Origin of the sequence: Balneatrix alpica DSM 16621, from assembly GCF_000619885.1 — a bacterium.
GTDB lineage: Bacteria > Pseudomonadota > Gammaproteobacteria > Pseudomonadales > Balneatricaceae > Balneatrix > Balneatrix alpica.
This window is the reverse complement of sequence record NZ_JHUZ01000006.1, coordinates 300,449-322,984: the sequence shown is the minus strand read 5'-3', so window position 1 is coordinate 322,984 and position 22,536 is coordinate 300,449. Positions and strand designations below refer to the sequence as shown.

Below are 22,536 nucleotides of genomic sequence, written 5' to 3'. Positions count from 1 at the left end.
CTATCCTTGCTTGACCTGAAATAGTGGTCGTCTGCCCAGCTTAGTCCAGTTGGTCGCCGCCGCCCTGATCAGGGTCAGGGTTTTTCCTTACCCCTAATGGCGTTGCTCATCCCCTTCCAGGCTGATGCCCAACTGCTGCAACTGTCGAGCAAGCTGGGGATCCCGGCTACGTTGCCATTGCTGGTATAGCTGCAAAACATCTTCCACCTCAACTCTGGCTTGCTGATAACAGGCTTGGGCCACTAACTGCAGACAGGCAGCAAAGCGCTCCGCCAGCTCCGCAAAAACGGACTGATGGCTGGGGGCATGCTCCGCCAGATAGTCATAGGCCCCGCCTCCCATGCCAATAAAGTAGTCCTGCCCCAGGCCCCGGCGGGCATAGCGCTGCGGGAATAGCGCACCGATAAATAATGCCTGATCCCCCAACTGGCGCAGAATCAGGCAGCGTTGACGATCTTCACCGCTCTCCTGGGCATCCTTGTATAGCAGAGCCAAGGGGCGCAGTCCCAGCCGTCCCTCATCAAAACTAAAGAGTTGCTGGCTTTCGCCAAAGCGGGCCAACAGAGCGCCCATATACCAGAGGGTGTCGGTTTGCGGCGGGGAATCGAGTTCGGCGGCACACTGATCCAAACGTTGGCGAAAATAATCACTGAGGGTGCGCTGGAACTGCGCGGTGCGGTTGCCGTTAGCTGTAGCAGACATAGTCCTCTCCCTTTCCATACTCGAGCCTCAAGGTGGGCTCTTACACTGTTTTTAGGGCGACTCTTTGTCGGTATCAAGTGCATATAAAATGTGTTTTTTATAAAAATAAATTCTAAAAAACCGCCCCCCTCCCCCCTCTTGAAAGCTGCCAAGGCGTACCTATTTTGTCGGCGAAGCGCCTTGGCGCGCTCCATTGAAGTCAGTGTCTTTTGCTGTTTGTGAGTTCAATTGGGAGGAATTCTCAATGCAAATCAAACCCTTGCATGATCGGGTAGTGTTACGTCGACTGGCTGCGGAAACCACTACCAAAGGCGGCATCGTGATCCCCGACAAAGCCAGCGAAAAACCCACTCAGGGCGAAGTCGTGGCCGTCGGTGAAGGCTCTCTCAACAAGCAGGGCGAGCGTCAGCCCCTCAGCGTAAAAGTAGGAGATCGCGTGCTCTTTGGTCAGTACGCCGGTTCTGAAGTCAAAGTCGATGGGGAGACCTATCTGATTCTGCGTGAATCCGACATCTTTGCCGTGGTCGAACAAACTGAAGCCAAGGAGAAAGCAGCATGAGCGCCAAAGTGATTACTTTTTCCCAGGATGCCCGTGAGCGCATGTTGGCGGGGGTCAACACCCTGGCTAATGCGGTTAAAGTCACCATGGGCCCCAAAGGTCGCAATGTGATTCTCAACAAGAGCTTCGGCGCGCCCCGCGTCACTAAAGATGGGGTATCCGTTGCGAAGGAAATCGAACTGAAAGATAAGTTCGAAAATATGGGCGCGCAGATGGTGAAGGAGGTCGCTTCCAAAACCGCCGATCTGGCCGGTGATGGAACCACCACTGCAACTGTTTTAGCCCAGGCCATTGTCCGTGAAGGGCACAAAGCCGTTGCCTCCGGCATGAACCCAATGGACCTCAAGCGCGGCATCGATTTAGCGGTTTCTGCCGTGGTAGAGGAGCTGCACAAACTGGCTAAGCCTTGCAACGACAACAAGGCCATTGGTCAGGTGGCCACTGTTTCTGCCAACTGGAATACCGACATCGGCGATATCCTGGCACAAGCCATGGATAAAGTCGGTCGCGATGGGGTGATCACCGTTGAGGAAGGCAAGTCCCTGCAAAATGAACTGGATGTGGTTGAGGGCATGCAGTTTGACCGGGGCTACCTGTCTCCCTACTTCATCACCAACCGCGACAAGATGCAGGTGGAGCTGGAGAACCCCTACATCCTGTTGTACGAGAAAAAAATCAGCAATATCCGCGACCTGATTCCCACCCTGGAAGCCGTTGCCAAGGCCAACCGTCCGCTGCTGATCATCGCAGAGGAAGTGGAAGGTGAGGCGCTGGCAACCCTGGTGGTGAACAACCTGCGCGGCATTCTCAAGGCAGCTGCGGTCAAGGCCCCTGGCTTTGGTGACCGTCGCAAAGCCATGTTGCAGGATATCGCCATCCTCAGTGGCGGCCAGCTGATTGCTGAAGAAGTGGGCCTCAGCCTGGATAAAGTCGAGCTGAGCCAGCTGGGCTCTGCCAAGCGGGTCGTCATCAGCAAAGACAACACCACCATCGTTGAGGGTGCCGGTCAGAAGGCGGATATCGACGCCCGTGTCGGTCAAATCCGCAAAGAGATCGAACTCACCACCTCTGACTACGACCGTGAAAAACTGCAGGAGCGGGTGGCCAAACTGGCTGGCGGTGTAGCCGTCATCAAGGTGGGAGCCGCCACTGAAGTCGAAATGAAGGAGAAGAAAGACCTGGTCGACGATGCTCTGCACGCCACCCGTGCCGCCGTTGAAGAGGGAATTGTGCCTGGCGGGGGTATTGCCCTGGTGCGCGCTGCCGATGCGGTCAGCAAAGCCGAGCTGAAAGCCGCCAACGAAGACCAGCGCGTCGGTATCCGGATTGCCCTGCGGGCAATGGAAGAGCCCTTCCGTCAGATCGTGGCCAACGCAGGAGTAGAGCCAAGCGTGGTGCTGGACAAAGTTCGCGCCAACAGCTCCGCCACCTGGGGCTACAACGCGCAAAGCGAAGACTATGGCGACATGCTGGAAATGGGCATCCTCGACCCCGCCAAGGTGACTCGCACCGCCCTGCAAAATGCTGCCTCGGTGGCTAGCCTGATCCTCACTACTGAGGCCATGGTCAGCGAAGCCCCGGAAGACAAAAAAGCCGCTGCACCGGCTAACTATGACTTCGACTAAGGCCTAGCCTGCAGTCAAAGGGGGGGCGTCGCTCCCCCTTTTTATTTTCTGGTTGAGGGTGCCTCCCACCCCATACGACGTGCCATCACACAGACTGTTCTGCCACTGCCATCTTGCTGTCATCCCTTCTTGCTTTACTGCCCCAAGAATCATCCAATGACAAAACTGACTTGATTGTCATGTTTTTATTGACCCAAAAGTCCGTTTTAGTTATTAATATTGACCACGCGTTCATATTTTTAAGGAATCTCAAGATGACGCTGCACCAGTTTCTTCAGGCAATGGAACAGCAGTCCGCCCCCGTGCAACTCAGCAATGCGCTGGCAGCCCTGTGGCAAGACAAACGGGGTGATTGGCAGATGGCCCATGAGCTGGTGCGCCATGAGCTCGGTCAGGGTGCAGCCTGGGTACATGCCTACTTGCACCGTAAAGAAGGGGATCTTAGCAATGCCCGATATTGGTACCAACGGGCCGATCGCCAACCCGCTCAAGGCTGCCTAGAGAGTGAGTGGCGTAACATTGCCAGCACGCTGCTGAGTCAATATCGCAGCCGTTAAAACCGTTTTCCCAAAGGCATCTTGGCCAGGGTTGTTTTGTTCACGGCCAACTCTAACCAAGACTGCATATTCAGACCTGCGCGCAATGCCAGGTCTTTTTTTTATTCCTTTCTTCTCTATCTAGCTAACGAACAAAACGGGCCCCGCAGGGCCCGTCAAGGATAAAACATCAGCATCGGAGCAAACTTAGAAACGGAATTGCCCCATACCTTTCACCAGTTGATTAGACATGGCCTCCAGCTCTTTACAGGCACTGGCGGTATGCCCGGCCGCATCCTTAGTGCGTTCCCCTGTTTCGCTAATCGCCTGGGCATTCATGGAAATTTCCTCTACCCCTTGCGACTGCTGACTAAGTGCCTCTGCCACTTGGGCATTGATCTCACTGATGGATTCAATCGCATCACTGATGGATTTAAAGGCACTGCTGGCGCGTTTGGTTAATTCCACACTACGGCTACTGCCATCCCGGGCTTTTTCCATCGCGGCAATCGCATCCTTCGCGCCTTTTTGCAGTTGACCGATAATGCCCTGGATTTCATCCGTCAGGTTATTACTGCGGGTAGCCAAGCCACGCACCTCATCGGCCACCACCGCAAATCCCCGCCCCTGCTCACCGGCCCGCGCCGCTTCAATCGCTGCGTTCAAGGCCAGTAGGTTCGTTTGCTCCGCCACATCACGGATCACCGCCAACAGGTTACTGATATCACTGACGTACTTGGCTAGTTGATCAATCGCCGTACTGGCATGGGTGATTTCGCCTGACAGGCCATTAATTGAGCCAAGGGATTCATCCACCACACTCAGACCACGGTCGGTCTGCTTGCGCACATCGGCACTGGTGGCCGATGCACTGCCAGCACTATCGGCAATGTTTTGCACCGTGGCGCGCATTTCCTCAATGGCGCTCGCCATTTGAATCATCCGCGCCTGCTGCTGATCCACATCGCTGATCGTGGAGGATGCACTCCGGGTAACAGAGCCCACGGTCTGGCCCATTTCCCGCGCAACCTGATCGACCTGCACCACAGTGCCACGAATTTTTTCGACAAAGCTGTTAAAGCCATTGCCCAAACGAGCCAGCTCTTCCGCAGAGTGCACCTTCAAGCGTTGGCGCAAGTCGCCTTCACCTTCACCGATGTTATGCAGCAAGTCCGCCACTTCACGAATCGGCGCCACCACCCGACGGCTCACCAAGGCCACCGGAATCAACAGCAACAACGCCACAATCAGTACCAGCGCACCGATGCTAAAGAACGCGCTATCCAATTCCGTAAAGATCAGGCTACGGGGTAAGTCTGCCACCAGGTACCAGCCCAAACTGGGTACTGCCTGGGTCGCCAACAGGGCGGCACCGGCTTTGCCGCTGTAAGGGTGTACTTGAAAGCCTGGCTGATTAAGCAATTTACCTTGGCTGGCAGCTAAACCGGGTAAGCCGCTCAAACTGGTTTTGTTGATCAAATCCGCCTGGGAGTGAATCTTGATCAATCCCTGGGCATCCACCAAAAAGGTCTGGGCACCTGCACCAAGCTGATGGGTTGTCACCAGTTTGATCATGTCCGCCAGGGTGACACCAATCCCTGTTACCGCCAGGGTTTTGCCACTGGCATCGGTCATGCGGTAATTGAGGAAGGCCACCATGGTCTGACTCTTTTCGTCATAATCCAGACTCAGCTCATAGGGTAAGCCGGAGTTAACGAAGGCCTTAAACCAACCATCGCGGGGGTCAGAATCACTCACCTGCTTTAGCAAGCCATCCTGAGTAAAGTAATTGCGTTTATCCACCGTCACCAAAAACGCGACGATCCCCCCCAGGGTTTCCTTAACCTGTTTCAGCTGAGCCAAAACCTGCGCTTTGCCGGCCTCCGGCTCACCCTGACTTAACCAGTCGAGCAGATAGCGGTTGTTGGCTAACTGCACGCCACCGCTGACAATTCGCTCTATTTGCTGCTCCAAACCCGCAACCTGGGCCTGCAGCTGATTCGGTAACTCTTTTTCCAGCACCCGCTCTTCTATCACAGTACGAGCCTGATAGAGGGTCATTCCCCCCGTCAGCAAGAGAGCAATGGTTAATACCACCCCCATCGCTAATATCAGTCGATTCTGTATCGATAAATTGCCCAGCATAGCGCCTCCAGCCACATCTCTTTGGAGAGCCTTGCCCACTTACATGAGTGGGCAAGTGTTATTTTTCTTCCTGGCTTGTGCTTAACACACAGCAATAAAGGTAGAAGAGTCCTTTCTTCGTGCAAGCCTGCCTAGTGTAGATGCATGACAAGTGGGCAATCGACAAGGGCAACCCAGCTTAACGTCCTGCATCGGCTAATAACCCCAAGGCCTCCACCCCAGCAATCGCACAGCTCTCATCAATATCCGAGGTATCACCACTGATCCCTACGGCACCTATCACCTGCTCGGCGGCATCCCGAATCAGCACGCCACCCGGTACTGGCACCACCTGGCCGCCACTCATGGCATTTAAGGCCGCATAGAAAGCCGGGCGCAGCTCTGCATCCATACCCAAGCGTCTGGAAGCTTTACCCAGCGCCAACGCCCCCCAGGCTTTACCCATGGCAATCTGGGGGCGCAGCAGACTGGAGCCATCCTGACGCTGCAAATTCACTAACTGACCTCCTGCATCCAAGACCGCCACCGTTAAAGGGGCAGTGCCTAACTGCTTAGCTTTGGCAAAGGCAGCCTGACTCATCAGCAGGGCCATTTCGAGGGTTAATACGGCCATCTTCGGCATCTCCTAACGTAAAACGAAAAGGGTCCCAAGGCAGCGGCAGCTGTATGCAAAGTTAGATCTACTTAAAACAAAAACAAACTCTTATTGCATACAAATTTATAGTTATTTAGAAACATTAATACGCTCTTCAGCATCACCTTGCAAGACAATCCCAGCAAAACCAAGCCTTACCAGCTGGTAAATTTTAACCCACTCTTCCTGCAACCAAACAAATTAAGGATATTCCCTAAGTTGACCGCCAAGTCAGGACGTGCATATAATCCGATCAACTTAAATTTTGTACACAATCTTAAATTATTTGAGGTACATATTATGGCTAGAATGAGGGCAATTGAAGCCGCCGTTGAAGTAATGAAACGTGAAGGCGTCGAGCTGGCATTCGGAGTACCGGGTGCGGCCATCAACCCCCTGTATGCCGCTCTGAATAAAATTGGCGGTATCGACCACATTCTGGCTCGTCATGTCGAGGGGGCCTCCCATATGGCAGAGGGCTATACCCGCGCCACCGCCGGCAATATCGGTGTCTGTATTGGCACTTCCGGCCCCGCCGGCACCGACATGATTACCGGCCTCTACTCCGCCAGCGCGGATTCGATTCCGATTCTGTGCATCACCGGTCAGGCCCCCCGTGCGCGGATGCACAAAGAAGACTTTCAGGCGGTGGATATCCAGGAAATCGCCAAGCCCGTGACCAAATGGGCCACCACCGTAATGGAACCCGCCCAGGTGCCTCGCGCCTTCCAACAGGCCTTCCATCTGATGCGCTCTGGCCGTCCCGGCCCGGTGCTGATCGACCTGCCCTTTGATGTGCAGATGGCGGAAATCGAATTCGATCCAGAAACCTACGAGCCCCTGCCGGTTTACAAGCCTGCTGCCAGCCGCAAGCAGGTCGAAAAAGCGATGCAGATGCTACTCGCCGCTGAACGTCCGCTGCTGGTTGCCGGTGGCGGTGTGATCAATGCCGATGCCGCCGCCTTGTTGCAGGAGTTTGCCGAGCTGGTGCAGGTGCCAGTGGTGCCGACCCTGATGGGTTGGGGCTGTATTGCTGACGATCACCCCTTGATGGCGGGCATGGTTGGTCTGCAAACCTCACACCGTTATGGCAATGCCACCCTGCTTTCCTCTGACTTTGTGCTGGGTATTGGTAACCGCTGGGCTAACCGCCACACCGGCTCGGTGGAGGTCTATACCGAAGGCCGCACCTTTGTGCATGTGGATATTGAGCCGACCCAGATTGGTCGGGTATTTGCCCCGGATTACGGCATCGTCTCCGATGCCAAGGCCGCACTGGAGCACTTTGTTGCCATCGCCAAAGAGTGGAAAGCAGCAGGCAAACTGCCACAACGCAACGAATGGCTGGCCGATTGCCAGGAGCGCAAGCGCACCATGCTGCGCAAAACCCACTTCGATGCGGTGCCGGTCAAACCCCAGCGCGTCTATGAAGAGATGAACAAAGTCTTCGGCAAAGACACCTGCTACGTCAGCACCATAGGTCTGTCGCAGATTGCCGCGGCGCAATTCCTGCACGTTTACCAGCCACGCCACTGGATCAACTGTGGTCAGGCGGGCCCGCTGGGTTGGACTATTCCTGCCGCCCTGGGGGTCTGTGCCGCCGATCCCAAGCGCAAGGTAGTAGCGCTGTCCGGTGACTATGACTTCCAGTTTATGATCGAAGAACTGGCCGCCGGCGCCCAATTCAAGCTGCCCTATGTGCATGTGGTGGTGAACAACTCCTACCTGGGGCTGATTCGCCAGGCGCAACGCGGCTTTGAGATGGATTACTGCGTACAGCTGTCCTTCGAGAACATCAACGCCCCCGAGCTGAACGGCTATGGCGTCGACCATGTGGCCGTGGTTGAGGGCCTGGGCTGTAAAGCCATCCGCGTATTCAAACCGGAAGAGATTCAACCTGCGCTGCAGCAGGCCCAGCAAATGGCCGAGCAATTCCAGGTGCCAGTCGTAGTAGAAGTCATTCTGGAACGGGTCACCAACATTGCCATGGGTACCGAAATCAACGCCGTCAACGAGTTCGAGGCGCTGGCCGAAGGGGCTGAGGATGCCCCCACCGCCATCGCTCTGCTGGACTGATCAGGGGGAGCAAGCACAGCGGCGGCGGACCAGGCCACCGCTGGGCTTCTGATCAGCCAGATCGCGAACCTCATCTTCCCCCGCCAGGATTTCCCTCACTCGCGAGTCAGGCCCTGGCCGGGGGGGATGAGCCCCAACTCCAACAACGAGGAGCTAGCATGCCCAAACTCGCCGCCAACCTATCCATGCTCTTTACCGAGCAAGACTTTATCCAACGTTTTGGCGCCGCCGCCCAAGCCGGTTTTAAAGGGGTTGAGTACCTGTTCCCCTATGATTTTGCTGCCGAGACCATTGCCGCCGAGCTGGACAAACACCAGCTGACCCAGGTGCTGTTTAACCTGCCCGCCGGCGACTGGGCCAAGGGCGAGCGCGGCATTGCCATCTTCCCTGAGCGGGTGGAAGAGTTCCGCGCCGGGGTCGATCAGGCTATCGCCTATGCCAAGGTGCTGGGCAATACCCAGGTCAACTGCCTGGCTGGCATTCTACCTGCCGGTGCCTGCGCCAAAACCGCCGAAGCCACCCTGGTGGACAACCTCAAATACGCCGCCGCCAAACTGGAGCAGGCCGGTATTCGCCTGGTGATGGAAGCGATCAACACCCGCGATATTCCCGGCTTCTTCCTCAACAACACCGCCCAGGCGCTGGCGATTCGTGAGCAGGTGGGCAGCAGCAACCTGTTCCTGCAATACGACATCTACCACATGCAGATTATGGAAGGCGATCTGGCCCGCACCATCGAGACCCATCTGGCCGCCATCCAGCACATTCAGCTGGCCGACAACCCTGGCCGCCATGAACCTGGCAGCGGCGAAATCAACTACGCCTTCCTGTTCGACTTTATCGACCGCCTCGGCTACGGCGGCTGGATTGGCTGTGAATACAAGCCCGCCACCACCACCGAAGCCGGCCTTGGCTGGTTACGCACCTACAAGCAGATCTAAGGAGCATCGCATGAGCAACATTGGCTTTATCGGCACCGGCATCATGGGCAAGCCCATGGCGCAAAACCTGCAAAAGGCCGGTCATACCCTTTATTTCTCTGAACATTATGAAGCCGCCCCCGCCGACCTGCTCGGCAGCAATGGCTTTGCCTGCCCCAACCCACGCGCCGTGGCAGAGGCAGCGGAATTTATCATCGTCATGGTGCCCGACACCCCCCAGGTGGAAGACGTCCTCTTTAGCGAATACGGCGTGGCCTCCGGCGTAGGCGCTGGCAAAGTGGTGATCGACATGAGCTCCATCTCACCGATCGCCACCAAAGACTTTGCCGCACGTATCAACGCCACCGGCGCCCAGTATCTGGATGCCCCGGTATCCGGTGGCGAAGTGGGCGCCAAGGCCGCCACCCTGACCATTATGGTGGGCGGTGAAGAAGACAGCTTTGCCCGTGCCAAACCCCTGTTTGAAGTGATGGGTAAAAACATCACCCTGGTGGGCGGCAATGGCGATGGACAAACCTGCAAAGTCGCCAACCAGATTATCGTGGCGCTCAATATCCAGGCCGTGGCCGAAGCCCTGCTGTTTGCCTCCAAGGCCGGCGCCAACCCCGCCAAAGTCCGGGAAGCGCTGATGGGCGGCTTTGCCTCCTCCAAGATTCTGGAAGTACACGGTGAGCGGATGGTGAAGGGCACCTTTGACCCAGGCTTCCGCATCAGCCTGCACCAGAAAGACCTCAACCTGGCCCTCAGCGGTGCCCGCCAACTGCAGCTGAGCCTGCCCAACACCGCCACCGCGCAGGAATTGTTTAACTCCTGTGCGGCCCTGGGCGGTGCCAATTGGGATCACTCAGCTATGATCAAGGCACTGGAACACATGGCCAATCACTCTATTCGTGACTGATCGGCCCGAGTCTGGCTGACCCCCAGGGTCAGCCTTTGCCCCGCAGGAGAACACCATGCTGCACGACCCCACCGCCTTTTTGCGCCAACTCTTTAGCGAAGCCGTCAATGCCGCCCATCCACGCCAGGTACTCGCCCCCCATCTCCCCGCTGATAAAAGCGGACGGGCGCTGGTGATAGGCGCAGGCAAGGCCGCCGCCGCGATGGCCGCCGCCATCGAACAGGAATGGCAGGGTGAGCTGAGTGGCCTGGTGGTGACCCGTTATGGCCATGGTGCCCCCTGCCAAAAAATCAAAGTGGTGGAAGCCGCCCACCCGGTGCCCGATGCCGCCGGTGAAGCGGTCGCCAAAGAAGTCTTGGCGCTGGTATCCAACCTCAGCGCGGACGATACGGTTATTTTTCTGCTGTCCGGCGGTGGCTCCTCGCTGCTCGCCCTGCCCGCCCCCGGCCTGACCCTGGCGGACAAACAGCAGATCAACAAGGCCCTGCTGCGCTCCGGCGCCAGCATCAGCGAGATGAACTGCGTGCGTAAGCACCTGTCCGCCATCAAAGGCGGCCGCCTGGCCAAGGCCTGTCATCCGGCCAAGCTTTACACCTATGCCATTTCCGACGTGCCCGGTGACGAGGCCAGTGTGATTGCCTCCGGCCCCAGTGTGGCCGACCCCACCACCTCAGCCCAGGCACTCGCCATTCTGCAGCATTATCAAATCGACATCCCCGCACCGGTGCGGGACTGGCTGCAGAGCAGCGAATCAGAAACCATCAAAGCCGGTGACCCCTGCTTAAACAGCAGCCACTTCACCCTGATCGCCACCCCGCAGCAATCGCTGCAGGCGGCAGCCGACTACGCCCAACGCCAGGGCATTACCCCGCTTATTCTGGGTGATCTGGAAGGGGAATCCCGCGAAGTGGCCAAAGTCCATGCTGGCATTGCCAAGCAGGTACGCCTGCATGGCCAGCCCATCCAGCCGCCCTGCGTCATCCTCTCCGGGGGTGAAACCACCGTCAGCGTGCGTGGCCAAGGCCGCGGCGGACGCAATGCCGAGTTTCTGCTCAGCCTGACCGCCAGCCTCAAGGGCAGCCCCGGCATCTATGCCCTGGCCGCCGACACCGATGGCATCGATGGCTCCGAGGACAATGCCGGCGCCCTGATGACTCCCGCCAGCTTTGCTAAAGCACAGCAACTGGGACTGGATGCCGAAGCCTACCTCGCCAATAACGATGGCTATGGTTACTTCGCCGCCCTGGACGCCCTGCTGATGACCGGGCCGACCCGTACCAACGTTAATGATTTTCGAGCCATCCTGATTCTGGACGCTGACCATGAGCAAGCTTAAAGCTACCAAAATTGTCGCCACCCTTGGCCCCAGCACCCGCAATGCAGCGGATGTGTTGGCCCTGGCCCAAGCAGGCGTCAACGTCTTTCGCCTCAACTTCAGCCACGGTAGCCATCAGGATCACGCTACCCGCCTGCAATGGATTCGTCAGGCCGAAGTTGAGCTGGGCCAACCCCTGGCGGCACTGATGGATCTGCAAGGGCCCAAGTTGCGCATTGGCACCTTTAAAGATGGCAAAGTGGATTTAGAAAAGGGCCAATTGCTACGCCTGGACTTAGACCCCAGCCCCGGCGACCAACAGCGGGTGTGCTTACCCCACCCGGAAATTCTGGCCGCCCTGCGCCCCGGCATGCAGCTGCTGCTGGATGATGGCAAGATTCGCCTGCAAGTCATTGATGCCAATCCGGAATCCGCCATTACCGAAGTGCAAAACCCCGCCGAGCTCTCCGACCGCAAAGGGGTGAATGTGCCCGAGGCCCTGCTGGAGCTCAGCCCCCTCACCAGCAAAGACCGCGCCGACCTCGACTTTGGCCTGCAAATTGGAGTGGATTGGGTAGCGCTGTCGTTTGTGCAGCGGCCCGAGGACATGCGGGAAGCCCGGAACATTATTGGTGAACGCGCCTTCCTGCTGGCGAAGATTGAAAAACCCTCCGCCATTACCGAGCTGGACGCCATTATCGAACTGTCCGATGCGGTGATGGTAGCGCGTGGTGATCTGGGAGTAGAGCTACCCGCCGAAACCCTGCCACGCCTGCAAAAGCGCATTATTCAGCGCTGCCGCCTGCAGGGTAAACCGGTGGTGGTCGCCACCCAGATGCTGGAGTCCATGCGCTTCTCCCCTGCCCCTACCCGCGCCGAAGTAACCGATGTGGCCAATGCCGTGTTTGAAGGGGCCGATGCCGTGATGCTATCCGCCGAAACCGCCTCCGGACATTACCCGCTGGAAGCAGTACAGATGATGAGCAAAGTGATTCGTCAGGTAGAAAGTGACCCAGCCTACCGCACCCAACTGGATGCCCAGCACCCCGGTGCCGAGCCCACCAGTGCCGATGCCATCAGCTGCGCCATTCGCCGCATTGCGCGGATTCTTCCGCTGAGTGCCCTGGTTAATTTCAGTAGCAGTGGCAGCACCAGTTTACGTGCCGCCCGTGAGCGTCCGCAGGTGCCGATTCTCAGCCTCACCCCCAACCTGCGCACCGCCCGCCGTTTGGCCCTGGCCTGGGGAGTCTACTCCCTGCACCAGCCCAGCTATGCCGAAGTCAGCAACCTGGCGGATACCGCCAAGCAAGCGGTGCGGCAATTGGGCCTAGGGCAAGCCGGTGACAGCATCGTCATTACCGCTGGCATCCCCTTTGGCCAGCCCGGCACCACCAATATGCTGCAGATTGAACAGTTGGAGCCCACCACTCCCTGAGTTTTGACCTTAACCCTGGTGGCTTGGGCAGCTTCGGCTGCCCTTTTTTATGGCTGGCAACCGTTGATGGATTGCAACAGCCTCACCCCCGCCCGCGCCACAGGCTCAGCAGCCCAGCCACACTCCCCAGCAGGAGCAACAACCAAGTCAGCGGAATCAAACCAAAGGGCTCCCGTAATACCCCCTCACTATCCACTTCAACACCAATCCAGTGATAACTGGCCGCACTCAGCAGCGCCAAACCCCAACACAGCCCAGCCAAATACCGCCATTTTTTCTGCGCCATACTCACTACCTCTTTTTACTGTGTTGTGTGGATGACGGCAGTCAGATCCTCATACCACCGCCCTAACCATCCTCAAGACAAACTTAATAGTGGGATATTAATACCATTTTTTCCTATTAAATAGGAATATAGTCCAACTTTTTGACCGCTGTAGTTGTTTAAGTAGATAAGCAGGACTATATTCCCTTCAATGACTGAATAGTGGGGATACAGTCCCTGTGGTGGGTGTTATGGCTAAGCGCGATTTGCACAACGTGCTGTTTCCAAAGCAACGCAAAATCCTGACTCATTTTGGTGAGGACTTGCTGTTGGCGATGAAGCGACGTGGTTTTACAAAAAAGCTGCTGTGTGAGCGTACAGGCTTTGATCATAAAACCGTGAACAAAGTCTTCGCAGGTGATCCTGGCGTTGCCATAGGCACTTACTTAAAGGTTATGGCCGTACTTGGCATGGAAAGCAACTTTGCAGAAATGGCCGCCCATGATGAAGTGGGTATCAAGCTGCAAAACATAAAATTGCTGGAAGGTTCAAGATGAGCCGTGAAATCGTCGAAGTCTATGCCGACTGGCAGCCAATTGAAGTGCCTTTGCTAATAGGGCAGCTCTCTTACAGCGACACAAGCCGAGGCGGCGTGTTTAGTTTTACCTACGATAAAGCGTTTTTAAGCTCAGCCTATCGCTTGCAAATTGATCCCATCCTGACGCTTCACTCCGGTGAACTCTACAACGATGAAGCCGATAAAAACTTCCGTGCATTTCTCGATTCATCGCCTGATAGATGGGGACGTATTTTAATGCAGCGGCGTGCGGCCATTGAAGCGCGCAAGGGTATTCGTGCAACAAGTCGATTAAACGAGTTGGATTACCTGCTGGGCGTACATGACTCTTACCGGATGGGTGGTATTCGATTTAAGCGAGCAGGATCGGATGCTTTTTTGGATGACAATTCTGAATTTGCTGCGCCGCCAATGGCTTCTTTGCGAGAGCTAGAGCACGCTGCAATGCAGATTGAAAAAGACGATAACATCGACAGTGATGAGTATTACCGCTGGCTGAAGATGCTGATTTCTCCAGGCTCATCATTAGGTGGTGCAAGGCCCAAGGCTTGTGTGACAGATGAACAAGGCCACTTGTGGATTGCCAAATTTCCCAATTTAAATGATACCCATGACGTGGGGGCGTGGGAGATGGTCTGTTATGAATTGGCTTTGGCGGCGGGAGTTGACATGTTCCCAAGTGAAATAAGGCAATTTTCGTCACAGCATCATACCTTTTTAACAAAACGGTTTGACCGAGACGGCGAAAAGCGGCTGCATTTTTCATCGGCCATGACACAACTGCAATACTATGATGGTGAACAATCTCAAGGTGCCAGCTACTTAGAGATTGCTGAATTTATTTGCAATTCTGGTGCACAAACCGAAGCTGATTTAGCACAGTTATGGCGTCGTATCGTGTTTAATATTGCGGTGTCTAACACAGACGATCACCTGCGCAACCATGGGTTTTTACTGACAAAGAATGGCTGGAAGTTATCTCCAGCTTATGACGTAAACCCGATAGTAGGTAAGCATGGCCTGCATCTGAATATTTCGGATGCAGACAACGCTTTAGACTACCAATTAGCCTTTGACGTAAAAGACTTCTTCCGACTTTCGAAAACCCAAGCCACGCAAATTTACGATGAAGTACTAACGGCGGTAAAGCAATGGCAAACCGTTGCTAAGCGACTAGGGATCAGCCGAGCCGAGCAAGCAATGAAACAATCAGCGTTTAACGTTTGATGATCTATCCGGTGCAGGAGGCACCTTCTCCCGCCGTGATTGCCCGTGCAGCCCAAGTTCATCATTCCACGATCTACCGAGAGATAAGATGGCATGACCAGTAAAAGGGTTATGAACCAGCCAAAGCCCAGATGAACGCGCTCTATCAACGCCTACGGCTTTTCCAACCTACGCCCCAGCTCAAGGAGTTAGCGAAGTTCCGTATGCGACTCCACGCAGGAGCATGGATACGATAAACCACAGAGCATCGGCGATCTGGCATAACAACGCTGTTGGAAGGCGCCTGCGGCTTTTCCAACCTACGCCACCAGACGACTCACCCCAGAAGTTCGCGCCTTGTGGACGCGTAGGGTGAAACAGTGCAGTTTACTTACGCGGCCACAGCTTTAAAGCCCAGAAGAGTGATCTAATTTCCGGCGTTCCCACGCAGAACCGGAGCACGAGTGTCACACCACAGATTTTCACGTGCGAAGCACCACCATAACAGCCGATTACTCGGTAGCAGACTGCAGCACGGGCTGATCAGCCAATAACACCTGCAACAATTGCAGGGCCAGATCAATATTGTTATCCATCTGCTCGCCGTTATACGCCTCATGCCGCCAGGACGCCGGCGCCTCTGGATGAGGTCCCGATACTGCAACCTTGCCCCGTCCATAGGAGCTCAACAACGCGGCCAGTTGCTGATCCTGGTAATAAGCCAGTTTGGTTACCCTGTCCGCACTCGCCTCCAAGGTAAAGCTGGGGCCCGCCTGATAATACATTTGACGCGCCTCCCCCTGCCAAGTCACGGGGTAAATTTTAGCCTCGAAATCCTCATCGTAACTCGCCGACAGGGCAGGAACGATGGCCAGCGCCTCGACAAAACGCTCCTCTTCCTGCCACCCCAGGGAAGCCAGATAAGCCCCGCCACAAATACCCAGGAAACGCCCACCATCTTGCAAGTAACTTCTGAGCGTAGCGCGCAAAGTGGGCGTAAAGCGCTGTAATAAGGGCTCCACATCATCATCGGTGCCGCCAATCACAAACACCTTCGCCTCCTGCAGTAGGCTCGGCAAAGTCTCTAGCTCACTGATATAGCGAATCGGCAAACCTAGCTGCTGCACCACCGCGCTAATCGCCTCTGTGCTGGCCTCATCCGCCGTAGGCCCATTGTAGATGAGCGCATAAGGTGCCGACCCAGCACTCACTACGGCCATCGACTCCATACTCACGAGCAGGCTCAGCAGCATCGAGCCCAAGCGCACTATCATCCCCATCCTGTTCATCACCACCCGCCCTATCACACTCTGAGAGCCTATCGGCATCCCTCTCTACGTACGCGGAATGTCACTCCGCTAATCGACCCGGATGCTGACATAACGGCCAGGGGACACCTTGATCGGCTCGGGAAAACCACGTCCCAATACCCGATAACCATCGCTATTCTCCCCTTCTGCATTGGCAAACCCGAGATTCACCACCTGCTGAAAACTCTGCAACGAATCCCACACCACAATATTGACATACTGCAGGCTGCCATCCTCGCCGGTTTCAATCGACTTATAAAATAGCGAACGGACAAAACCCGGCTGACTTTTAAAGTAACGCACATATTCATCCCGCACCTGCTCAGCCACTTGCTCCATCCCTGCCGGCACCTGAATGGTATTAATCACACTGATTTCATCCATTGGCTTCTCCTATTTGTTCACTCTAGATAAGTCAACCAGCTTATATCTCCCTAGCAGGCGTAAAGCTAATACTGGAGGTGTCTATTGTTTGTGGGTAGCTTGGACACATAACGCTGCGTTAAGGCGCGACGACACGTTTGCTAAAATGTTGAGCGAAGCGAACGTATCTTTATGACTTCCACTTGGCCCCTTGTTATGAATTTTTTATTCAAATTCAGAATGCTCAGATAATTTGCTATTTATCGAGTACCAGCTGGCTTTTTGAGAAACCCATATGTGACTTCTTTCCTTAGACTTTGGATCATCATCTAAAGAGCCTAGACGCAAGATTATATGCTGAGTGCCATCTCTCTTGGCGTAGACTTGCGTACCACAATTCGCACAAAAATAACGGCGCTTACCCTTTGAAGATTCAAATGACTTTAAGTGCTCATTACCTGACAGCTCAAAGTCGGCGTCTGCAACCGCAGCCACACTCGAAAATGCTGAGCCATGGGCCTTCCGGCAAGTTTCGCAATGACAGTGAACGATATCGCCAACCTTGCCAGAAATTTTGTATTTCACGTTTCTACAAAGACAACTACCAGTGATCATTTCTACCTCGATGCTTGATTGACTCATAATGTTTTGTTAAATGGCAGTTGCAGTGGAGGGCCATAGGTCCGGAACGTATTTAAGCACCTTGTTATGCGCCATACGGATTTTTCAACATTAGTCAACAATAAATAATTTTGCCCCTACATTTGTTGATGACCGATGAGCTTCAGCGTTGTCTCCTACTTGATAACTCATTCCCGGTTTCAGTATGTACACCCTGCCATCATCTAACTCTGTTATTAATTCACCTTCAATGCAAAACAGAATATGACCTTTAACGCACCAATGATCTGCTAAATAACCCGGCGTGTACTCGACTAAACGGACTCTTATGCTCCCAAACTGTTTTGTTCGCCATAATGCCGAACCAATTTCACCTTTATGTTCCGTTGGCTCTATAGATGACCAATCTGTGACACCGAATGGCAATTCATATATTTCCATAATTATCCTTGCAGGCTTCATTCATACATTTAAAAACACTTCATAACGCTTCACTCACCGGAATTTTGGGAGCGTAGCGAGTAAAATTACCGTGTGGAGTGACTTGTTACATGCCTATTTATCACCAAAGTCAACAGTCGCCCCCAACAATGTTTGTTCCGTTATATAGTAAGGTAAGAAATCAGAAATATAGAATTGAAAAGCTTTCCAAATATTGTAAAAAACAGTCACCATCAGCACCAAAACTAAAAACCAATCAAAGTAATTATTAGAACCCCATCCCCACCCTATAATTAATGCAGCAACAAGAAAAACCTCAGAACAGGTATGAAAAGATTTCAATTTCACTCTCAACCCCTCAAGCTCTTTCGAAACATCTTTAGCAAGAAAGTAATTCAAAACCTCCTCTTGTGATTTTTTTGAGTCAACCTTCTCTTTAATTTTGGATATATAAGAATCAAAAGAAGACACTTTCGCCAGCAAATTGAATGACATGCTGCTAACTTTGTAATATATGTGACCAATAATCCCCGACATAAAAATGGCAATAACCAATTGCTCGAAATCAACTGAAGCAAGCAAGCCTTTGTTAAAATCAAAGATAAAGCTTAACTTTATATTCTGTAGCTCAGAGAGTACTCGAACGTCATCACCCTTGGAGTAAATGTATGATGAAGTTATCACCATAAACATAACAAGGAATCGATGAAGCGGATACTTCTTGGTTATATCTTCAATATACTTTTTTTGTACCGCCTTCGCCAGTTCATCCATAATTATGCCAACTTGATAAAGTAGATATCACCAGCATTTGGATCAAATGCACCGTATTCTATTAATGGAGAACCCACAAAAACCATTTCGTTTTTCTCTTGAAAAAAAGGTATTACCATCTCAAGAAAATCTTCATTAAAAAAATGAATATTGGCAACTTTTTCGGTTATTAAGTTGTAAATCTTTCCATTGTTATTATGCCGATCTAGTGATGATATTTTTGCAGTGTAGAGTACTGGCTCACCTAGCTCTCTGCGAGAAACGGTTGAATGAAACCTTCCAGCAGACTCTTTATTAAATTCAAATTTAGCAGATTTATCTCCACTTAAAAAAAGCTCAAAAGTACTATCTCCTGCGTGCCCAGCTCTAATGATTGACAATATTTGATCGATTTCCCTAGAGATCGCACGATCTCCATATCTCCTTATGACTGATGCATCTGGGTTATCTATCATCGTCTGCAGGTCTTTTGGGATAAGAATTCCGCTTTCAACTTGAGCGATCCTAGTGCTTAGAGAGTCTTCGATTTTAGTTGCTTTTTCCAAACCTGCTTGCATTGAAGCTTCGACTGCACCATTAACAGCGCTAGAAACTCTGTTTATAACGGCCTTGGTTACGGGGTTTGACGATAAGAAATCTAGTACATAGCCACCTTCTTTAGGCTCTTGTACAAGCAGCTCAACCTCTGAGTAAAACTCCTGTCGCATTTTTGCAAACTTCCATAGCTGCCCATAACGCTGCTCCAAGTAGGCTCTATCCATCGAATTTTGTAAATGCGTTAGCGTTTTACCAAGGGTTCTCATACTTACTTGGTGGTTGACAGCTATATCACCATCAAAATGAATTTGAACAAGACTCACAATTACTCCCTATATATGATTCCGATAATGACTTAGCTATTGGCATGTAACGCTGCGTTCACCGGCTAGTCCGGTACAACGCTTTGTTAACTGTTGATTTATAGAAAGCGCGAAAGTCGATGCTCTAGATACATCATCAACTCCCTCATTTCTTCACGTTGCCTTGGAGATGAATAGCCCATCATTTTCATTCCTGGGCCATGAGTAATAAAGTCCAGCGTCTTCATTATACTTCTGACAAGTTCATGGGGACTTTCTTCTTTGGAAAGAAGGGCGTCGTATGCTCGTTTTGCAAGCTCGTAGAACCAAGGGTAAGTAGAAGATAACTCTGACCCAATTATCAAAAGAAAAATAGGATCATCTTCTCTTGTTCCAGCCATATAACACAATTCATCGATGTATTTTGGATGAAGACGGAATCGTTTGGAGCGTCGATGAAACTCCTCTTCTCTTACTTCAGGATCAAGTCGTCGTTCAATATGTCGTGGCAGGTCTTGGAACATAACCTTAACCTCCTCAAACATTTTAACAACATTGTTATCTTCGACTTCGTCTGGTGAACTTACTTGAGATGATTCCTTTCTTGCAGATAATATTGTTTCAATTTTTGCTTTGAAAGCCGCGACCTGAAATTTTACCACTTCCCTATCTGGCTCAGAATTCGGTATTCGATCGACTAGTTGCATAACCAGCGAGGTTAAACTTTCCTCATCATCACCACAATTCTGAAACTGTGCGAATGGGCCTGTTGCAGCTTTTGAAAGAGGTACACCAATAGCTACTCCATGCACAGGTGTATTCAGCTTTCCCCTTGCCACTCCAGCTTCATAAAGAATCCATGGTCGCTCTAAGCTCATTGGGGTCAACAAGCAGACAACATCAGATGCATTATCAAGCTGCCCCATGATTGTTGGATACCACTCCACTCCGTATTCAATTCCTTGGACGCCTTTACGATCTGACGACCTAAAGGATTTAAGAACACCGGCACTCACACTTCCGATCAGTTTGCTAAAAGCTTCAGCGATCTCTGCGTCCCTTGTATCATGACTAATGAATACCAATGGATTTATGGCTTTCGGTAATTCAGCTTTTTCCTTACTTTCTGCTTTAGAATTATTTTCTGATGTCATATTTATAGAGCTTCCATTTTTTGAATGTACTCGGGTGCTGCATAGACAGTTAAAATAATAATACTGAGCATGCTCATTTCTCTTCTTCTTATAAAGCAGAAAAAAATAAGCTAAGCACATAAAATAAAAAGAGAAAAATCGACTTCATAACTGACGTTCTCCATTTAAAACGCGCATGCGCGTTTTTCTGCAAAGCATTGCGCGTTATCTTGCAGCGTGCTTTCCCTAACGGGTTGATATTCGTCCAGTTTTGCCAAAAATTCCAGGGAAAAATAGGCACACTTTGGTAGCAATACGCGCACATTGCAACGCCATCAAACAATATACTGTTTAAATGTTCTGCTTTACCGGGGAGTCAAGCCGTTGATTCCGCCACCGATCAGTCCACCTACTCCCTGGGAATGTAACAACGAACACAGAATGTAGGTTGGATAAGCCGCCACGCGGCGCCATCCAACAAGGCATCGGCGATCTGGCATAACAACGTTGTTGGAAGGCGCCTGTAGCTTTTCCAACCTACGACATCAGCGCAGTGCCTCCGACAAACTTCTGCCGGAACTCACGCGGGCTCACCCCCAGGGTGCGGATAAACAACTTGCGGCAGGCACTGGCATCCTGAAAGCCTACCCGGGCGGCAATCTGTTCAAAGCTTAGCGTTGTACTCTCCAGCAAGTCGCAGGCCTGCTGCACCCGCAGCCGTTGCAAGTAGTGACTGGGGCGATAGCCCGTGGCCTGATTGAAACGGCGCTGCAGGCTGCGCTCACTCAGGCAGGCCAGCGCCGCCAGTTCGCTGATGGTGTGGGGCTGGCCATAGTGTTCGGCCAGGTAGTGCTGCACCTTCAGTACCTGGGCATCGCCATGCTGAAAAGGCGGGCGAAATACCTGATAGCAGCGCTGTTCACGGGGAGCGGTATCGACAATCAGGGTCTTGCCCAATTGCCGCATTAAGGCTGGGGAACCCAGACGCGCCACCAGCTCCAAACCCAAATCCACCCAGGACATCAAGCCCCCCGCCGTGGTGAGCTGACCTTGATTAACCAACAGGGCTTGGGTGTCCAGCACCACCTGGGGATAACGCTGGCGAAACTCCGCCGCTAAGCCCCAGTGGGTGGTGCAACGTTGCCCGTGCAGCAAACCCGTCGCCGCCAGAATAAAGCTACCGGCACAGGCCGAGGCCAGCCAACATCCCCGGCCATAATGCTGGCGCAGGGCCTGCAACAGGCTGTCCTCTGGCTGTAAATAATAGCGCTCGGCACCATTGCCACTGGGGGGCAGTAACAGCGCCTGCCAGTCCTGCAAAGGCTGCAGCTCGGCGGGGGTGACAATCACGCCGTCAAACTGCCAGGGCAGTTGCTGCTGGGCGGCCAAGCGATTAGCCAATTGCAGCATCTCCTGCCAGCCATAAAGCGCCGATTTTAAGCAACCGGGGTAGTCGAGGATGGCAATAGCGTATTGCTGCAGCATGGAGTTGGCCTTGTGTCCGATATAACCCAAAACTTGTCAGTTACGACACTGAGCAGCCTAGAAAAGCCTGGGGATAATGTCCATCACCCCAACAGGAGGACAACCCATGACCCGCCCCGCTCTGATTGTGATTGATCTACAGAATGACTACTTCCCTACGGGCCACTACCCGTTGCACCGCAGTGAGGAGGTGCGCCAGCACTGCCAACAGGCGATTGAGTTGGCCCAGCAGCAGGGCTGGCCGGTGATTCTGGTGCAGCATCTGGCTGACCCAGCCAAGGGGTTGGCCCCCTTCTTTAATGAAGGAACAGAAGGTGCCACCATCCACCCACAGATCGCCACTGCTGCTAAGGGTGCGCCCGTTGTGATCAAGCGCTATGCCGATGCCTTTGAGCAAACCGAGCTGGCTGCCGTGCTAGATAAGTGGGAGGTGGATACCCTGCTACTGTGCGGGATGATGACGCAAAACTGCGTCACCCATACTGCCTTGTCCAAGGCGGCTGAGGGCTATCAGATCAAGGTGCTGGGCGATTGCTGCACAACGGTGGATAAAATGCTGCACCTGATTGCGTTGAATGCACTCTCCACCCGGGTGGAGCTGACTAGCCTGCCACAGCTGGTACAAGCCTAGGTTGGGGAAGCGCCCAAGTCAGGCT

23 protein-coding genes are annotated in these 22,536 nt (G+C 53.2%); 11 read left to right on the top strand and 12 right to left on the bottom strand.

The window, feature by feature from the left end; all coding sequences use genetic code 11:
- Positions 1 to 93: 93 nt before the first annotated feature.
- Positions 94 to 702 carry a hypothetical protein gene (locus tag Q334_RS0102090; protein WP_027311761.1) on the bottom strand — a complete coding sequence of 203 codons (609 nt, stop codon included), beginning with the start codon at positions 700 to 702 and terminating at the stop codon, positions 94 to 96.
- Between the two features lie 244 nt (positions 703 to 946).
- On the opposite strand from Q334_RS0102090, the gene groES reads away from it, so the two are divergent.
- From groES to Q334_RS0102075, 3 genes are all read left to right on the top strand, one after another.
- Positions 947 to 1,261 carry a co-chaperone GroES gene (gene groES, locus Q334_RS0102085; protein ID WP_027311760.1) on the top strand — a complete coding sequence of 105 codons (315 nt, stop codon included), beginning with the start codon at positions 947 to 949 and terminating at the stop codon, positions 1,259 to 1,261.
- Complete coding sequence (gene groL / locus Q334_RS0102080) at positions 1,258 to 2,886, top strand: chaperonin GroEL (protein ID WP_027311759.1); 1,629 nt, start codon at positions 1,258 to 1,260, stop codon at positions 2,884 to 2,886. Before groES ends, groL begins: the two co-directional genes overlap by 4 nt.
- 254 nt (positions 2,887 to 3,140) lie before the next feature.
- The gene (locus Q334_RS0102075) at positions 3,141 to 3,443 is read left to right on the top strand and encodes a hypothetical protein (protein WP_027311758.1); all 303 of its coding nucleotides are present in this window, start codon (positions 3,141 to 3,143) and stop codon (positions 3,441 to 3,443) included.
- 186 nt (positions 3,444 to 3,629) lie between these two features.
- Here the strand turns inward: Q334_RS0102075 and Q334_RS0102070 are convergent, their stop codons facing one another.
- Both Q334_RS0102070 and Q334_RS0102065 read right to left on the bottom strand, forming a co-directional pair.
- The gene (locus Q334_RS0102070; RefSeq protein WP_027311757.1) at positions 3,630 to 5,567 is read right to left on the bottom strand and encodes a methyl-accepting chemotaxis protein; all 1,938 of its coding nucleotides are present in this window, start codon (positions 5,565 to 5,567) and stop codon (positions 3,630 to 3,632) included.
- Positions 5,568 to 5,745: 178 nt separating this feature from the next.
- Positions 5,746 to 6,180, bottom strand: coding sequence for a GlcG/HbpS family heme-binding protein (locus Q334_RS0102065; protein WP_027311756.1), 435 nt, complete (start codon positions 6,178 to 6,180; stop codon positions 5,746 to 5,748).
- Between the two features lie 321 nt (positions 6,181 to 6,501).
- On the opposite strand from Q334_RS0102065, the gene gcl reads away from it, so the two are divergent.
- The 5 genes from gcl (at position 6,502) to pyk (ending at position 12,866) form a co-directional block, all read left to right on the top strand.
- Positions 6,502 to 8,277, top strand: a complete 1,776-nt coding sequence (gene gcl, locus Q334_RS0102060) for a glyoxylate carboligase (RefSeq protein WP_027311755.1) — start codon at positions 6,502 to 6,504, stop codon at positions 8,275 to 8,277.
- A 158-nt stretch (positions 8,278 to 8,435) separates the two neighbouring features.
- Positions 8,436 to 9,218, top strand: coding sequence for a hydroxypyruvate isomerase (gene hyi / locus Q334_RS0102055; protein WP_027311754.1), 783 nt, complete (start codon positions 8,436 to 8,438; stop codon positions 9,216 to 9,218).
- A 10-nt stretch (positions 9,219 to 9,228) separates the two neighbouring features.
- A complete protein-coding gene (locus tag Q334_RS0102050) occupies positions 9,229 to 10,116 on the top strand; it encodes a 2-hydroxy-3-oxopropionate reductase (RefSeq protein WP_027311753.1) in 888 nt (295 codons plus the stop codon).
- Between the two features lie 55 nt (positions 10,117 to 10,171).
- The gene (locus Q334_RS0102045) at positions 10,172 to 11,452 is read left to right on the top strand and encodes a glycerate kinase type-2 family protein (RefSeq protein ID WP_027311752.1); all 1,281 of its coding nucleotides are present in this window, start codon (positions 10,172 to 10,174) and stop codon (positions 11,450 to 11,452) included.
- Positions 11,439 to 12,866 carry a pyruvate kinase gene (pyk, locus tag Q334_RS0102040; RefSeq protein WP_027311751.1) on the top strand — a complete coding sequence of 476 codons (1,428 nt, stop codon included), beginning with the start codon at positions 11,439 to 11,441 and terminating at the stop codon, positions 12,864 to 12,866. The genes Q334_RS0102045 and pyk overlap by 14 nt, the downstream gene beginning before the upstream one ends.
- An 82-nt stretch (positions 12,867 to 12,948) precedes the next feature.
- Here the strand turns inward: pyk and Q334_RS17655 are convergent, their stop codons facing one another.
- Positions 12,949 to 13,152, bottom strand: coding sequence for a DUF3955 domain-containing protein (locus tag Q334_RS17655; protein WP_035460509.1), 204 nt, complete (start codon positions 13,150 to 13,152; stop codon positions 12,949 to 12,951).
- A gap of 230 nt (positions 13,153 to 13,382) precedes the next feature.
- Here Q334_RS17655 and Q334_RS0102030 point away from each other — a divergent pair, with 230 nt between their 5' ends.
- Both Q334_RS0102030 and Q334_RS0102025 read left to right on the top strand, forming a co-directional pair.
- Entirely contained in the window at positions 13,383 to 13,688 is a 306-nt protein-coding gene (locus Q334_RS0102030) for a helix-turn-helix domain-containing protein (protein WP_004249763.1), read from the top strand.
- The gene (locus Q334_RS0102025) at positions 13,685 to 14,935 is read left to right on the top strand and encodes a type II toxin-antitoxin system HipA family toxin (protein ID WP_027311750.1); all 1,251 of its coding nucleotides are present in this window, start codon (positions 13,685 to 13,687) and stop codon (positions 14,933 to 14,935) included. Before Q334_RS0102030 ends, Q334_RS0102025 begins: the two co-directional genes overlap by 4 nt.
- A 491-nt stretch (positions 14,936 to 15,426) precedes the next feature.
- On the opposite strand, the gene Q334_RS0102020 is transcribed toward Q334_RS0102025, so the two are convergent.
- From Q334_RS0102020 to Q334_RS0101995, 8 genes are all read right to left on the bottom strand, one after another.
- Positions 15,427 to 16,242, bottom strand: a complete 816-nt coding sequence (locus Q334_RS0102020) for a BPL-N domain-containing protein (protein ID WP_211249472.1) — start codon at positions 16,240 to 16,242, stop codon at positions 15,427 to 15,429.
- Positions 16,243 to 16,272: 30 nt separating this feature from the next.
- A complete protein-coding gene (locus tag Q334_RS0102015; protein ID WP_027311748.1) occupies positions 16,273 to 16,608 on the bottom strand; it encodes an antibiotic biosynthesis monooxygenase family protein in 336 nt (111 codons plus the stop codon).
- Between the two features lie 204 nt (positions 16,609 to 16,812).
- Positions 16,813 to 17,202: a GFA family protein gene (locus Q334_RS20225; protein WP_081414299.1), complete on the bottom strand. Its 390-nt coding sequence runs from the start codon at positions 17,200 to 17,202 to the stop codon at positions 16,813 to 16,815.
- 117 nt (positions 17,203 to 17,319) lie between these two features.
- Positions 17,320 to 17,649, bottom strand: coding sequence for a DHCW motif cupin fold protein (locus Q334_RS20220; RefSeq protein ID WP_081414298.1), 330 nt, complete (start codon positions 17,647 to 17,649; stop codon positions 17,320 to 17,322).
- Between the two features lie 114 nt (positions 17,650 to 17,763).
- Positions 17,764 to 18,423, bottom strand: a complete 660-nt coding sequence (locus Q334_RS0102010) for a hypothetical protein (protein WP_027311747.1) — start codon at positions 18,421 to 18,423, stop codon at positions 17,764 to 17,766.
- Between the two features lie 2 nt (positions 18,424 to 18,425).
- On the bottom strand, positions 18,426 to 19,283 hold the full coding sequence (locus tag Q334_RS0102005) for a hypothetical protein (RefSeq protein ID WP_027311746.1): 858 nt from the start codon (positions 19,281 to 19,283) through the stop codon (positions 18,426 to 18,428).
- Positions 19,284 to 19,381: 98 nt separating this feature from the next.
- Positions 19,382 to 20,416: a TIR domain-containing protein gene (locus Q334_RS17650; protein ID WP_051527444.1), complete on the bottom strand. Its 1,035-nt coding sequence runs from the start codon at positions 20,414 to 20,416 to the stop codon at positions 19,382 to 19,384.
- A gap of 516 nt (positions 20,417 to 20,932) precedes the next feature.
- Positions 20,933 to 21,880, bottom strand: a complete 948-nt coding sequence (locus Q334_RS0101995; RefSeq protein WP_211249471.1) for a GlxA family transcriptional regulator — start codon at positions 21,878 to 21,880, stop codon at positions 20,933 to 20,935.
- A 106-nt stretch (positions 21,881 to 21,986) separates the two neighbouring features.
- Between Q334_RS0101995 and Q334_RS0101990 the strand changes: the two genes are divergently transcribed.
- The gene (locus Q334_RS0101990) at positions 21,987 to 22,511 is read left to right on the top strand and encodes a cysteine hydrolase family protein (protein ID WP_027311744.1); all 525 of its coding nucleotides are present in this window, start codon (positions 21,987 to 21,989) and stop codon (positions 22,509 to 22,511) included.
- Positions 22,512 to 22,536: the final 25 nt, after the last annotated feature.

Bases quoted from the DNA above. Each gene is read 5' to 3' on its own strand.
- Q334_RS0102065 (WP_027311756.1), bottom strand. From the start codon at position 6,180: ATGGCCGTATTAACCCTCGAAATGGCCCTGCTGATGAGTCAGGCTGCC.
- Q334_RS0102075 (WP_027311758.1), top strand. From the start codon at position 3,141: ATGACGCTGCACCAGTTTCTTCAGGCAATGGAACAGCAGTCCGCCCCC.
- Q334_RS0102015 (WP_027311748.1), bottom strand. From the start codon at position 16,608: ATGGATGAAATCAGTGTGATTAATACCATTCAGGTGCCGGCAGGGATG.
- Q334_RS0101995 (WP_211249471.1), bottom strand. From the start codon at position 21,880: ATGCTGCAGCAATACGCTATTGCCATCCTCGACTACCCCGGTTGCTTA.
- hyi (WP_027311754.1), top strand. From the start codon at position 8,436: ATGCCCAAACTCGCCGCCAACCTATCCATGCTCTTTACCGAGCAAGAC.
- pyk (WP_027311751.1), top strand. From the start codon at position 11,439: ATGAGCAAGCTTAAAGCTACCAAAATTGTCGCCACCCTTGGCCCCAGC.
- Q334_RS17655 (WP_035460509.1), bottom strand. From the start codon at position 13,152: ATGGCGCAGAAAAAATGGCGGTATTTGGCTGGGCTGTGTTGGGGTTTG.
- Q334_RS0102045 (WP_027311752.1), top strand. From the start codon at position 10,172: ATGCTGCACGACCCCACCGCCTTTTTGCGCCAACTCTTTAGCGAAGCC.
- Q334_RS0102090 (WP_027311761.1), bottom strand. From the start codon at position 702: ATGTCTGCTACAGCTAACGGCAACCGCACCGCGCAGTTCCAGCGCACC.
- Q334_RS20220 (WP_081414298.1), bottom strand. From the start codon at position 17,649: ATGGAAATATATGAATTGCCATTCGGTGTCACAGATTGGTCATCTATA.
- Q334_RS0102070 (WP_027311757.1), bottom strand. From the start codon at position 5,567: ATGCTGGGCAATTTATCGATACAGAATCGACTGATATTAGCGATGGGG.
- groES (WP_027311760.1), top strand. From the start codon at position 947: ATGCAAATCAAACCCTTGCATGATCGGGTAGTGTTACGTCGACTGGCT.
- Q334_RS20225 (WP_081414299.1), bottom strand. From the start codon at position 17,202: ATGATCACTGGTAGTTGTCTTTGTAGAAACGTGAAATACAAAATTTCT.
- groL (WP_027311759.1), top strand. From the start codon at position 1,258: ATGAGCGCCAAAGTGATTACTTTTTCCCAGGATGCCCGTGAGCGCATG.
- Q334_RS0101990 (WP_027311744.1), top strand. From the start codon at position 21,987: ATGACCCGCCCCGCTCTGATTGTGATTGATCTACAGAATGACTACTTC.
- Q334_RS0102050 (WP_027311753.1), top strand. From the start codon at position 9,229: ATGAGCAACATTGGCTTTATCGGCACCGGCATCATGGGCAAGCCCATG.
- Q334_RS17650 (WP_051527444.1), bottom strand. From the start codon at position 20,416: ATGACATCAGAAAATAATTCTAAAGCAGAAAGTAAGGAAAAAGCTGAA.
- Q334_RS0102010 (WP_027311747.1), bottom strand. From the start codon at position 18,423: ATGGATGAACTGGCGAAGGCGGTACAAAAAAAGTATATTGAAGATATA.
- Q334_RS0102030 (WP_004249763.1), top strand. From the start codon at position 13,383: ATGGCTAAGCGCGATTTGCACAACGTGCTGTTTCCAAAGCAACGCAAA.
- Q334_RS0102025 (WP_027311750.1), top strand. From the start codon at position 13,685: ATGAGCCGTGAAATCGTCGAAGTCTATGCCGACTGGCAGCCAATTGAA.
- Q334_RS0102020 (WP_211249472.1), bottom strand. From the start codon at position 16,242: ATGCCGATAGGCTCTCAGAGTGTGATAGGGCGGGTGGTGATGAACAGG.
- gcl (WP_027311755.1), top strand. From the start codon at position 6,502: ATGGCTAGAATGAGGGCAATTGAAGCCGCCGTTGAAGTAATGAAACGT.